10 protein-coding genes are annotated in these 12,929 nt (G+C 69.6%); 6 read left to right on the forward strand and 4 right to left on the reverse strand.

Going from position 1 to position 12,929, the window contains the following annotated elements; translation table 11 throughout:
* The first annotated feature begins 23 nt into the window (after nt 1-23).
* The 5 genes from I8E28_RS07280 to I8E28_RS07300 all read left to right on the forward strand — a co-directional run bounded on the left by I8E28_RS07280 (nt 24) and on the right by I8E28_RS07300 (nt 7,652).
* The gene (locus I8E28_RS07280; protein WP_200787327.1) at nt 24-1,832 is read left to right on the forward strand and encodes an NAD(P)H-dependent oxidoreductase subunit E; all 1,809 of its coding nucleotides are present in this window, start codon (nt 24-26) and stop codon (nt 1,830-1,832) included.
* Nucleotides 1,822-4,707 (forward strand): formate dehydrogenase subunit alpha, encoded by a 2,886-nt coding sequence (fdhF, locus tag I8E28_RS07285; RefSeq protein WP_200787328.1) that lies wholly within the window; start codon nt 1,822-1,824, stop codon nt 4,705-4,707. Before I8E28_RS07280 ends, fdhF begins: the two co-directional genes overlap by 11 nt.
* 140 nt (nt 4,708-4,847) lie before the next feature.
* Nucleotides 4,848-5,582, forward strand: a complete 735-nt coding sequence (locus I8E28_RS07290; protein ID WP_200787329.1) for an ABC transporter permease — start codon at nt 4,848-4,850, stop codon at nt 5,580-5,582.
* On the forward strand, nt 5,579-6,280 hold the full coding sequence (locus I8E28_RS07295) for an ABC transporter ATP-binding protein (RefSeq protein WP_200787330.1): 702 nt from the start codon (nt 5,579-5,581) through the stop codon (nt 6,278-6,280). Before I8E28_RS07290 ends, I8E28_RS07295 begins: the two co-directional genes overlap by 4 nt.
* A 157-nt stretch (nt 6,281-6,437) precedes the next feature.
* On the forward strand, nt 6,438-7,652 hold the full coding sequence (locus tag I8E28_RS07300) for a DUF4382 domain-containing protein (protein WP_200787331.1): 1,215 nt from the start codon (nt 6,438-6,440) through the stop codon (nt 7,650-7,652).
* An 82-nt stretch (nt 7,653-7,734) separates the two neighbouring features.
* Here I8E28_RS07300 and I8E28_RS07305 read toward each other — a convergent pair whose 3' ends face one another.
* Both I8E28_RS07305 and I8E28_RS07310 read right to left on the reverse strand, forming a co-directional pair.
* Nucleotides 7,735-7,980 carry a hypothetical protein gene (locus I8E28_RS07305; RefSeq protein ID WP_200787332.1) on the reverse strand — a complete coding sequence of 82 codons (246 nt, stop codon included), beginning with the start codon at nt 7,978-7,980 and terminating at the stop codon, nt 7,735-7,737.
* Nucleotides 7,981-8,187: 207 nt separating this feature from the next.
* Nucleotides 8,188-8,547, reverse strand: a complete 360-nt coding sequence (locus I8E28_RS07310) for an STAS/SEC14 domain-containing protein (RefSeq protein ID WP_200787333.1) — start codon at nt 8,545-8,547, stop codon at nt 8,188-8,190.
* A 40-nt stretch (nt 8,548-8,587) separates the two neighbouring features.
* On the opposite strand from I8E28_RS07310, the gene I8E28_RS07315 reads away from it, so the two are divergent.
* Entirely contained in the window at nt 8,588-9,769 is a 1,182-nt protein-coding gene (locus I8E28_RS07315; protein WP_200787334.1) for an acetyl-CoA C-acetyltransferase, read from the forward strand.
* Nucleotides 9,770-9,913: 144 nt separating this feature from the next.
* Here I8E28_RS07315 and I8E28_RS07320 read toward each other — a convergent pair whose 3' ends face one another.
* Both I8E28_RS07320 and I8E28_RS07325 read right to left on the reverse strand, forming a co-directional pair.
* On the reverse strand, nt 9,914-11,476 hold the full coding sequence (locus I8E28_RS07320) for a glycosyl hydrolase family 8 (protein ID WP_200787335.1): 1,563 nt from the start codon (nt 11,474-11,476) through the stop codon (nt 9,914-9,916).
* Nucleotides 11,476-12,882 carry a glycosyl hydrolase family 8 gene (locus tag I8E28_RS07325; RefSeq protein ID WP_200787336.1) on the reverse strand — a complete coding sequence of 469 codons (1,407 nt, stop codon included), beginning with the start codon at nt 12,880-12,882 and terminating at the stop codon, nt 11,476-11,478. The genes I8E28_RS07320 and I8E28_RS07325 overlap by 1 nt, the downstream gene beginning before the upstream one ends.
* Between the last annotated feature and the right edge of the window lie 47 nt (nt 12,883-12,929).

Here is a 12,929-nt window from a genome sequence, read left to right on the forward strand (position 1 = left end):
GGAGCGCACCGAACACTCTGCCCATGAACCATCCCGTCCCCAGCCGGCAGGTGCAGGAGGTGGCGCTCGGCTCGGCCGAGCAGCTGCGCGAGCGCATCCGGCGCAAGAGCAAATTGAAGGGCCGCCAGCCCAACGAGCAGGCGCTGGCCGACGTCCGCGCCTGCATCGGCGACAAGCCCGCAGACGGCCACCGCCGCGACCTGCTGATCGAGCACCTGCACGCGATCAACGACCGGTTCGGCGCGCTGCGCGAACCGCACCTCGTCGCGCTGGCGCGCGAGATGAACATCCCGATGGCCGAGGTGTACGAGGTCGCGACCTTCTACCACCACTTCGACGTGGTCCGCGGCGATGCCGTCGTGCCGGCGCTCACCGTGCGCGTGTGCGACAGCCTGGCGTGCGAGATGGCCGGCGCGCAGGACCTGCTGCGGAAGCTGCCCGCCATCCTGGGCACCGACGTGCGCGTGGAAGCGGCGCCCTGCATTGGCCGCTGCGAGCAGGCGCCGGCCGTGGCGGTGCACCAGCGCGCGGTGCCGTTCGCGACGCCGGAGAAGGTCGCCGCGGCCGCGAAGGACCGCAAGGCCTGCAACGCGCAACTGGCCCATGCGGGCGCGACGTTCGAACCCGCTGCCCTGGCGGAAAAGAGCGTGTCGCCGCCGCAGGCCCAAGTGACCGAGCGCCCCGCGTATGTCGACTACGTCACCTACCGCCAGCACGGCGGCTACTCGGTCCCGCAGGCCATTGCGCGCGGCGAGCTCGATCACGAGGACGTGATCAAGGCGATGGAATCGTCCGGCCTGCGCGGCCTGGGCGGCGCCGGTTTCCCGGCCGGCCGCAAGTGGCGCATCGTGCGCGAGCAGCCCGCGCCGCGGCTGATGGCGGTGAACATCGACGAGGGCGAGCCCGGCACGTTCAAGGACCGCACCTACCTCGAGCGCGACCCGCACCGCTTCCTGGAAGGCCTGCTGGTGGCCGCGCAGGTGGTCGGCACGGAAGCCGTCTACATCTACCTCCGCGACGAATATTCCGACGTGCGCGTTCTGCTGCAACACGAGTTGAAGAAGTTGCTGGCCGACCCGCCGTGCCCGTTGCCTCACATCGAGCTGCGGCGCGGCGCGGGCGCGTACATCTGCGGCGAGGAGTCCGCGATGATCGAGAGCATCGAGGGCAAGCGCGGCGAACCGCGCATGCGGCCGCCCTACATCGCGCAGATCGGCCTGTTCGGCCGGCCCACGCTGGAACACAACTTCGAGACCCTGTACTGGGTGCGCGACATCGTGCAACGCGGCCCGCAGTGGTTCGTCGGCTTCGGTCGCAACGGCCGCAAGGGCCTGCGTTCGTTCAGCGTCAGCGGCCGCGTGAAGCTCCCGGGCGTCAAGCTGGCGCCGGCCGGCATCACGCTGAAGGAACTGGTCGACGAGTACTGCGGCGGCATGCAGGACGGCCACCAGCTGTATGCGTACCTGCCGGGCGGTGCCTCGGGCGGCATCCTGCCGGCGTCGATGGCCGACATCCCGCTCGACTTCGACACGCTGCAGCCGCACGGCTGCTTCATCGGCTCCGCGGCCGTCATGGTCCTGTCCGACCAGGACAGGGCCCGCGACGCGGCGCTGAACGTGATGCGCTTCTTCTCCCACGAAAGCTGCGGCCAGTGCACGCCGTGCCGCGTGGGCACCGCCAAGGCGGCGGCGCTGATGGAAGCGCCGCGCTGGGACACCGCCACGCTCGAGGACCTCTCGCAGGTCATGGGCGACGCGTCCATCTGCGGCCTGGGCCAGGCCGCCCCCAACCCCATTCGCTGCGTCGAGAAGTACTTCCCCCATGAAATCTGATCTTCCCGTCATCGGGTTCAAGCTCGATGGCCGCGACGTGCAGGCCATCGAGGGCGAGACCATCCTGCAGGCGGCCGACCGCCTGGGCGTGGAAATCCCGCGCCTTTGCTACATGGACGGCTACCGTCCCGACGGCAACTGCCGCTCCTGCGTCGTCGAGATCGCCGGCGAACGCGTGCTGGCGCCGAGCTGCTGCCGCAACGTGACGCCCGGCATGGACGTCAAGGCCACCAGCGAGCGCGCCCGCAAGAGCCAGAAGATGGTCGTCGAGATGCTGCTGGCCGACGTGCCGGAGCGGGGGTTCAAGTGGACGGATGCCGATCCGGCCACCGGCGCGCCCGTCACTCCAGGCAGCAAGACGCCGGGCCAGCACGGCGAGCTGTCCATGTGGGCCGACCGCCTGGGCATCACCCCGCGCCCCGAACTCGTCGCGCTGCGCCGCACCGAGCCGCTGCCCGATATCTCGCATCCCGCGATGGACGTGAATCTCGAGGCTTGCATCCAGTGCACGCGATGCGTGCGCGCGTGCCGCGAGGAGCAGGTGAACGACGTCATCGGCTACGCGTTCCGCGGCCTCGACAGCAAGATCGTGTTCGACCTCGACGACCCGATGGGCGAGAGCACGTGCGTGGCGTGCGGCGAGTGCGTGCAGGCATGCCCCACTGGCGCGCTGATGCCCAAGACGATGGTCGGCTCGCAGGTCGTGGACCGCAAGGTCGACTCGGTCTGCCCGTTCTGCGGCGTCGGCTGCCTGATCACGTACAACGTGCGCGACGAGAAGATCGTCGGCGTCGACGGCCGTGATGGTCCGGCCAACCACAGCCGCCTGTGCGTGAAGGGCCGTTTCGGCTACGACTACGTGCACAACGACCAGCGCCTCACGAAGCCGCTGATCCGCAAGCCGGGCATCCCGAAGGAGATCGGCGAGCACTCGGGCCACTGGAGCGAGGTGTTCCGCGAAGCGACTTGGGAGGAAGCGCTCGAACTCGCCGCCGGCGGCCTGAAGCGACTGCGCGACACGCACGGCAAGAAGTCGCTGGCCGGCTTCGGCTCCGCCAAGGGCAGCAACGAGGAGGCCTACCTGTTCCAGAAGCTGGTGCGCACCGGCTTCGGCAGCAACAACGTCGACCACTGCACGCGCCTGTGCCACGCGTCCAGCGTGGCAGCGCTGCTGGAAGGCGTCGGCTCGGGCGCGGTCAGCAACCAGGTCAACGACGTCGAGAACGCGGAGCTCATCTTCGTCATCGGCTCCAACCCGACGTCCAACCACCCGGTGGCGGCCACCTGGATGAAGAACGCGGCCAAGGCCGGCAAGAAGATCGTGGTCGCCGACCCCCGCGGCACCGAACTGGGCCGGCAGGCCTGGCGCGTGCTGCAGTTCAAGCCCGACACCGATGTCGCGATGCTCAATGCGCTCATCCACGTGGTGATCGAGGAAGGCCTGGCCGACGAGAAGTTCGTGAGCGAGCGCGCCAGCAACTTCGAGGCGCTGCGCGAGAACGTCAAGGGCTACAGCCCCGAGGCGATGGCGCCCATCTGCGGCATCCCTGCGCAGACGCTGCGCGAGGTCGCGCGCGCGTTCGCGACGTCCAAGGGCTCGATGATCCTGTGGGGCATGGGCGTGAGCCAGCACGTGCACGGCACTGACAACGCGCGCTGCCTGATCGCGCTGTCCACCGTCAGCGGCCAGATCGGCAAGCCGGGATCCGGCCTGCACCCGCTGCGCGGGCAGAACAACGTGCAGGGCGCCAGCGACGCCGGCCTGATCCCGATGATGTTCCCGAACTACCAGCGCGTGGACAACGCGCAGGCGCACCAGTGGTTCGAGAAATTCTGGAACACGCCGCTCGACGACCGCCCCGGCCTGACGGTCGTGGAGATCATGCACAAGGCGCTGGCCGACGACAGCGATCCGCTGAAGATCCGCGGCATGTACGTGATGGGCGAGAACCCGGCGATGTCCGATCCCGACCTGAACCACGCGCGCCATGCGCTGGCGAGCCTGGAGCACCTGGTCGTGCAGGACATCTTCATGACCGAGACCGCGTGGCTGGCCGACGTCGTGCTGCCCGCATCCGCCTGGCCCGAGAAGACCGGCACCGTGAGCAACACCGACCGCATGGTGCAGCTGGGCCGCAAGGCCATCGAGCCCCCGGGCGAAGCGCGACAGGACCTCTGGATCATCCAGGACATCGCGCGCCGCATCGGCCTGGACTGGACCTACCCGGGCGAGGAAAGCGGCGTGGCGGCGGTGTACGAGGAGATGCGGCAGGCGATGCACGCGGCCATCTCCGGCATCACGTGGGAGCGGCTGGAGCGCGATTCGAGTGTCACCTACCCGTGCCTGTCCGAGGACGATCCCGGCCAGCCGATCGTGTTCCAGGAGAGCTTCCCCACGCCCACAGGCCGTGTGAAGCTGGTGCCGGCCGACATCATCCCGGCCAACGAGCGGCCCGACGCCGAGTACCCGTTCGTGCTGATCACCGGGCGCCAGCTGGAGCACTGGCACACGGGCAGCATGACGCGGCGCGCGACCGTGCTCGATGCGATCGAGCCGATGGCCACGGCGTCCATGAACGGCGCCGACATGCAGCGCCTGGGCGTGCAGCCCGGCGACGTGATCACCGTGGCCTCGCGCCGCGGCGAAGTGGCCATCCACCTGCGCCGCGACGACGGCACGCCGACGGGCGCGGTGTTCATCCCGTTCGCGTACTACGAGGCGGCTGCGAACCTGATGACCAACCCGGTGCTCGACCCCTTCGGCAAGATCCCCGAGTTCAAGTACTGCGCCGTGCGCGTCACCCCCGGTGGCACGCCGCGTGCGCCCGCCGGCTACGGGACGGGCGCCGTCGCGCCGGAGGCGGCGCTCGGCTGAATCTGTCAACGCAGAATCCACGGAAGGGGGCCAGAAGACACAGAAGGACAACCCATTCGAGGTTTTCTTCTGCGGCTTCTGGCTCCTTTCTGCGTCCTCTGCGTTGAGGCATAGCGCGCCAGCGCGTCACAATCGCGCCCATGTCCACCACTGCTGAGGTCGCGAGCACGGCGTGGTCGCTGCTTTCGGGCACCGATCCGCAATTGATGGCCATCGTCGGCCGTTCGCTGGCCGTCAGCACGACGTCGACCGCGCTCGGCGCGTTTGCTGGCGCTCTGCTCGGCGCCTGGCTGGCCGTGGCGCGCTTCCATGGACGCGGCGGCGTGCTGGCGGTGCTGCACACGTTGCTCGCCGTGCCCTCGGTCGTCGTCGGCCTGCTGGTGTACCTGCTGCTCTCGCGCTCGGGCCCGCTGGGCAGCCTCGGCTGGCTGTTCTCGTTCCCGGCGATGGTGATGGCGCAGACGCTGCTCGTGCTGCCGGTCGCCGCGGCGCTCACCCGGCAGGTGGTCGAAGACGTGGACCAGTCGCATGGCGAGCAGCTGTCGTCGCTCGGCGCCGGGCCGCTGCTGCGCGGGATGCTGCTGGTGTGGGACGAGCGCTACGCGATGCTCACGGTCCTGCTCGCGTGCTTCGGCCGCGCGATCTCGGAAGTCGGTGCCGTGATGATCGTGGGCGGCAACATCGACGGCTTCACGCGCGTGATGACGACCGCGATTGCGCTCGAGACGAGCAAGGGCGACCTGCCGCTGGCCGTCGCGCTGGGCCTCGTGCTGCTGGCGATCGTGCTGGTGCTCAACGCCGTCGTCTCGATGCTGCGCCGCTGGCGCCTTGTGCACGCGCAGCGCGGCACGCCCGCGCTGGAGGGCGTCGCATGACGGTGCTGCTGGAGCTGGTGGACGTCGACGTCGCCATCGGGCCCGCCACCATCCTGCGCGGCATCCAGCTGCAGGTGCAGCGCGAGGACCGTGTCGCGCTGATCGGCGCCAACGGCAGCGGCAAGAGCACGCTGCTGCGCACGCTGCACGGCTTGCTGAAGCCGGTGCGCGGCCTGCAATCGACCGCGTTCGGCGCGCGCCAGGCGATGGTGTTCCAGCGCCCGTTCCTGTTGCGCACGACCGTCGCGCGCAACCTGGCGCTGGGGCTGCGGCTCGCGGGCGTGCCGCCGCACGAGATCGCGGCGCGCGTGCCGGATGCGCTTGCGCGTGTCGGCCTGGCCGACATCGGCGAGCGCCATGCGCGCCACCTGTCGGTGGGGCAGCAGCAGCGCGTCGCGTTCGCGCGGGCGTGGGCGCTGCGTCCCGACCTGCTGTTCCTCGATGAACCCACGGCCAGCCTGGACCCGCCGGCCAAGCGCGAGATCGAATCGCTGATGGCCACGTTCGCGGAGGCGGGTACGACCATGGTGTTCGCGAGCCACAACCTGGGGCAGGTCAAGCGCCTGGCCACGCGCGTCGTCTACCTGGAACGCGGGCGGCTGCTCGCGGACCTGCCCGTCGCGGCGTTCTTCGACCACGACCGCTTGCGCGAGGTGTCGCGCGAAGCGGACCTGTTCCTCCAGGGCGAGATGGCCTGAACGCGTCGCACGGATGGGAAATTTGCCCATCCAGTCGCAACCATTCGTAAGTCGGCGCGCTGCCAGGAGGCTTGTAGCAGCACAGGTTACGTCTCGGCACAGCCAATGACCCGACGGGTCCTCAGCATCGCACCCTCTTCAACATCGAGGGATACGAATGCGACAGGAAATCAACCGCCGGACGCTCGCCTGGACCGGCTATGCCGGCGTGGCGCTCGCCGCGTCACTGGTGGTGGCCTGCGGCGGCGGCGGCGGTGGCGGCGGCACGACGACCGCCCAGACGGGCACGCTGCGCATGGCGATGACCGACGCGCCCGCTTGCGGCTACGACCACGTCTACGTGACCGTCGACCGCGTGCGCGTGCACCAGAACGGCGGCGCCGCGGACGGCGATGCCGGCTGGAGCGAGATCGCGCTCGCCGCACCCAAGCGCATCGACCTGCTCACGCTGACCAATGGCGTGCTCGAAGAGCTCGGTTCGACGCAACTGCCGGCCGGTTCGTACACGCAGGTGCGCCTGGTCCTGGTCGACAACAACGGCACCAACCAGCTGGCGAACGCCGTGCAGCCCACCGGCGGCGCGCTGGTCGCGCTGGCCACGCCGAGCGCGCAGCAGAGCGGCCTGAAGCTGAAGACCAACTTCGAGGTGCAGGGCGGCCAGACGGCGGACCTGCTGCTGGATTTCGATGCGTGCCGCTCGGTCGTGCGCGCTGGCAATTCCGGCAACTACATCCTCAAGCCCGTGGTCTCGGTGACGCCGCGCGTGTCGACCGGCATCGAGGGCTACGTGAGCACCACGCTGACGCTGAACGGCACCCTGGTGACGGCGCAGCAGAACGGCGCCGTGATCCGCTCGAGCCAACCGGACACCGCCGGCAAGTTCACGCTGCCGTCGCTGCCCGCAGGGAGCTACGACATCGTCGTGACGTCCGACGGCCGCAGCACCGCGGTCGTGCCCAGCGTGCCCGTGACGGCGACCCAAAGCGTGACGCTCAATGGCACCGCGACCGCGATCCTGCCGCCGGCGTCCACGATGCAACAGGTCACCGGCACGACGTCCGTCGGCACCGGGACGGCCACGCTCGTGACCGACGCCTCGGTGCGCGCCACGCAGGCGCTGACCGGCGGCCCGACCGTGGAAGTCGCCCACACGACGGTGGACGCGTCCACCGCGGCTTACACGCTGCGCCTGCCTGCGGCGGCGCCGGTGAAGTCGCCGTTCGCGGCCGGCACGGCGCTGAACTTCACCGCCGACACGGCGGTGGCCGGCAAGTACCGCATCGAAGCCTCGGCGCCGAGCCGGACCACGATCGGCGCGGACGCCGACGTGTCGACGGCCGACAAGGTGGTGCCGATCACTTTCTCGCCCTGACCTGGAGGGCTTGGCCTGGCGCGGCGATGCACCGCGTCGGGAGTTCGGGGGCGTGCACGCCGTGCACGCCCCCTTTTTCATGTCATGCGTGGGCCGCGGTTCGTCCCACGTGGTCCGGGCACACGAAGCGCTTGGCGCCCAGGAGACGGCGGAAGCCGCCGAGCTGGCGCAGCGCATGGCGGCCGCACACCCAGCAGCTCATCGTCGCGCCCACCACGCCGGAGATCGTCGTGAACGGGGCGCCCGCGACCTTGGCGCGGTAGCGCTTGCCGTCCTCGGAGAGGACCGTCGCGGTGTCGGGCTCGCGCCACGGGATCGGTGCGGCCATGGCGGTCAGATGACGTGGAACAGCCAGAGCAGGACCACGATGCCGAGCGGCACGCCAAGGAGCCAGAGGATGATGGGCATGGATTTCTCCCGATGAATGTTGCTATGGGAGTCACCATAGGCAGCAGGCCGGGGCGGCGCTGAGCGCCTGCATCGCTTGCTCAGGTCGGGAGGGGCCTACACCTGTCGGGCGCCGGCCACGGCGCTGTCAGTCGCCGTTCAGCCAGTCGATCGCCGCACCGGGGTCGGTGAACGTGCGCAGGCCGATGCCGGTCTTCTGCGCCGCCTTCTCGCTCGCGCCCGTGCGCCGCGAAGCGGGCACCACGGTGGCGACGCGATCGAAATCCTCCGCCAGCCGGCCCAGGTGCGTGCCGAGCTGCAGGTGCTCGGTGAACGCCAGTTGCGGATGCACGCCCAGCAGGTCGATCAGCACCTTGCGAAGGCGATTGCCGCGGGCGATGGCCCCGACCAGGTCCGCCAGCCCGATGAATTCCGGGAGCCCGGCGTCGCCGTTGGCGACGACGTGCAGGCGCGACTCGATGGGCGTGACGTTGATGCTGAAAGCCATGTGCCGATGATGCCGTGGTCCGCCGGGGAATAATGAAGCCATGCAAGCCTACATCGTTGCCGCCCTTCGTACCGCCACCGGCCGCCGCAATGGCCGCCTGTCCGGCTGGCATCCCGCCGACCTCGCCGCGCAGGTGCTCGATGCACTCGTGGACCGCACGGGCATCGATCCCGCGGCGGTCGACGACGTGCTCATGGGCTGCGTCAGCCAGGTCGGCGAGCAGGCCATGAACGTGGCCCGCAATGCGGTGCTGGCCAGCAAGCTGCCGGAATCGGTGCCGGCGACGTCGATCGACCGCCAGTGCGGGTCGTCGCAGCAGGCGCTGCAATTTGCCGCGCAAGCGGTCATGTCCGGCACGCAGGACGTCGTGATCGCTGCGGGTGTCGAGAGCATGACGCGGGTGCCCATGTTCTCGACCACCGAACTGGCGCGCAAGAACGGCCTGGGTTCCTACATGAGCCCGCAGGTGCGCGCGCGCTATCCCGGCGTGGAGTTCAGCCAGTTCATGGGCGCCGAACTGATCGCGAAGAAGTACGGGCTCACGAAGGATGCGTTGGATGCCTACGCGCTCGAAAGCCACCAGCGTGCCAAGGCCGCCGCGCAGGCGGGGCGCTTCGACGCCGAGGTGTTGCCCGTTGCCGTTCGCAAGCAAGGCGAGGAAGTCGCGTCGGGCGAACTGCACACGGTCGACGAAGGCATCCGCTTCGACGCGTCGCTGGAAGGCATTGCGGGCGTCAAGCTGCTGCAGGAAGGCGGCGTGATCACCGCCGCCAGCGCCAGCCAGATCGCCGACGGCGCGGCTGGCGTGATGGTGGTGAGCGAGAAGGCGCTGAAGACCTTCGGCCTGAAGCCGCTCGCGCGCATCCACCACCTGTCGGTGATGGGCCACGACCCGGTCGTGATGCTGGAGGCGCCGGTGCCCGCCACCATCGCTGCCTTGAAGAAGGCCGGCCTGTCCGCGCAGGACATCGATGCGTTCGAGGTGAACGAGGCGTTCGCGCCCGTGCCGCTGGCGTGGCTGCAAGCCACCGGCGCGGATCCAGCCCGCCTGAACGTCAACGGCGGCGCCATCGCGCTCGGCCACCCGCTGGGTGCGTCAGGCGCGAAGCTGATGACGACGCTGCTGCACGTGCTGCAACAGCGCAAGGGCCGCTATGGGCTGCAGACGATGTGCGAAGGTGGCGGCATGGCCAATGTCACGATCGTCGAGGCGCTGCACTGATCCGCACCGTCGATCGCGCGCTGCACCGCCACCGTGTCGTCGTCCCCGCGGAGGCGGGGACCCACCGCTTTCTTCACGTGCCGGGTTGAAGGCGGAAGCGATGGATTCCCGCCTTCGCGGGAATGACGGAGCGGGGGCCGCGCCTTACACGCTCCACCAGTTGCCAGAGGCAACCAGCATCGGGATGAGCTGCAACTCCGCGTCGTAGTACTGCACGCTGAAGTTGTTCGCGTTGTAGGTCCACAGCGAGTTCAGGTAGGCCTGGTGCGCGCTGTCGACCATCGCGCCGCACAGCTGCGGGCCGATCATGCCCTTGGGGGTCCAGTTCGGGTACGGGCGCAGCATCGGGGTGCCGTTCATCGCGTAGCCGATCGCCGTGCGCGCGGGGTCGCCACCGGTGTCGGCCTTGAAGAACGCCATCATCTTGTTGCACACGGCCTTCCAGCGCGCGTCGCCCGACAGCACGTAGTCGGTGCCATAGCGCCACGGGTTGCGCTGCGCGTTGGCGAAGTAGTTCATCTCCGTGTCGGTGAAGTCGCCCATGCCGCCCGGGGACGGGTACGGGGTCGACGTGTCCGTCGCGACGATGAAGTCGGGCATCAGGCCTGCCGACGGCGAGTACACGGTCTGCATGCGGTTGAGCAGCGCGTAGCAGCGGTCGATGACCGTGGTGCTCCAGTAGCTGTCGCCGGTTGCCTTCGCGAACGCGCGGAAGTGGCCGATCATGTAGTCGGACGTGCGGCTCACGTTGGGCGTGGCCATGCCCTTGGTGGTGCCGTCCGGCTTCATGTTCCAGGACTTGAGGGCGCCGATGGTGTTCAGCGCTTCCTGGCGGTAGTTCCAGCGGCCGCTCGAGCCCCATTGCTTGTGCGCCATCAGCAGCGCCAGCGCGATGTCGAGGTCGCCGTCCATGGCGTTCCAGCCGCCGCCGGCCGCGTCGGTCGACGAGCCGTTGGCGGTCAGGCGCCAGTCCATCAGGTACGGGCCGCCGCTCGATGCGGGGATGCTGTACGCGGGTCGCGCACGCACGGTGGTCAGCAGGCCGTCGAACAACGCGCGGGCGTTCGCGTCGTGGCCGGCCATCACGACCGACAGCAGCATGCCGTAGCCCATCGCCTCGGACACGGTGATGTAGTCGGAGGCGAAGCGCAGGGCCTTGCCGCCGGCGACCGTCGGCACGTCGACGATGCCGTTGGACTTCCAGCGGTCGTACAGCGCGCGGATGGTCGAGTCCATCTGCGCGGCGCTCGCGCTGGTCGGCAGGATGCCGGCCACGTAGGGCTGCAGGCGCGAGCCGAACGGATAGGAGATCGCAGGCGCCGGGGCCGGTGCAGGCGTCGGCGCCGGTGTCGGCGCGGCGGTCGGTGCCGGCGTGGGGGCAGCCGTCGGTGCGGGCGTGGGCGCAGGCGTCGGAGCCGCCGTCGGCGCCGGAGTCGGAGCCGGCGTGGGAGCAGCCGTCGGCGCCGGCGTGGGAGCGGGCGTCGGTGCGACCGTCGGTGCAGGTGCCGGAGCCGCGGTCGGTGCGGGGGTCGGTGCCGCCGTCGGTTTCGGCGTCGGCTTGCCGGGCGTGCCGCCCTTGGCGAGCTGTTCGGCCTCGACGCCGCCGGCGTCGGCCACCGTTTCGGCGGAGCCGCCGCCGCCACAGGCGGTCAGGGCCACCGTCGTCACCGCCGCCGGGGCGGTGTGCAGGAAGACGCGTCGTTTCATCACGCGGTCCACCAGTTGCCCGAAGCCACCAGCATCGGCAGCAGCTGCAGTTCGGCGTCGTAGTACTGGTTGCTGAAGTTGTTCGCGTTGTACGACCAGAGCGAGTTCAGGTACGCCTGGTGGGCGCCGTCGACCATCGCGCCGCACAGCTGCGGGCCGATCATGCCCTTGGGGGTCCAGGCCGGGTACGGGCGCAGCAGGGCGTTACCGCTCATCTCGTAGCCGATCGCGGTGCGCGCCGGGTCACCGCCGGTGTCGGCCTTGAAGAAGTTCATCAGCTTGTTGCACACGGACTTCCAGCGCGCGTCGCCGGACAGCACGTAGTCGCAACCCCAACGCCACGGATTGCGCTGCGCGTTGGCGAAGTAGTTCATCTCCGTGTTGGTGAAGTCGCCCATGCCGCCCGGGGAGGGGTAGGGCGTCGCCGTGTCGGTGGCCACGATGAAGTCGGGCATCAGGCCGGCCGAAGGCGAGTACACGGTCTGCATGCGGTTGATCAGCGCATAGCAGCGGTCGATGACCGTCGTGCTCCAGTAGCTGTCACCGGTCGCCTTCGCGAAGGCGCGGAAGTGGCCGATCATGTAGTCGGACGTGCGGCTCACGTTGGCGGTCGCCATGCCCTTCGTGGTGCCGTCCGGCTTCATGTTGAACGCCTTCATGGCGTTGATGGTGTTGATGCCTTCCTGCTTGTAGTTCCAGGCACCGGTGCCGGACCCCCACTGCTTGTCGGCCATCAGCAGCGCCAGCGCGATGTCGAGGTCGCCGTCCATGGCGTTCCAGCCGCCGCCGGCTGCATCGCTCGACGAGCCGTTGGCCTCCAGGCGCCAGTCCATCAGGGCGGAGCCCACGCCGGGAATGCTGTACGCCGGGCGGGCCCGCACGGTCTTCAGCAGCGCATCGAAGATGCTGCGCGCCTGCGGGTCGTGGCCGGCCATCACCACCGTGATCAGCATGGCGTAGCCCATGGCTTCGGACACGGTGATGTAGTTGCTGGCGAAACGCAGCGCCTTGCCGCCCGGCACGGTCGGCACGTCGACGATGCCGTTGGCCTTCCAGGCGTCGTACGCGGAGCGGATCGACGCGTCCATCTGCGCATTGCTCACGTTGTTCGGCACGATGCCGGCCACGTAGGCCTGCAGGCGCGAGCCGAACGGGTAGGCGATGCCGGGCACGTTGCTCGTGCCCTGGGCCGGCTGCTGCGGCTGAGGCTGGGACGTTCCAGTGTCCGGCGGCGCGCTCGCGCCGCCCGTCACCGGCGTGGTCGGCGTCGACGCGCCGAGCGTCGCGGTGCTCACGCCGGTGCCTGCATCGGCAGTGGCCGCGGCGCCGCCGCCGCCCCCGCCGCATGCGGCGAGCGCGGAAGCCATGGCGGCCGAGCCGGAGGTGATGAAGATGCGCCTTTTCATGAACAACCACTTGTAAGAAGCGCCGTCGTCCCGACGTCGTGGAGACG

The organism is Ramlibacter algicola, assembly GCF_016641735.1.
GTDB classification, from domain to species: domain Bacteria; phylum Pseudomonadota; class Gammaproteobacteria; order Burkholderiales; family Burkholderiaceae_C; genus Ramlibacter; species Ramlibacter algicola.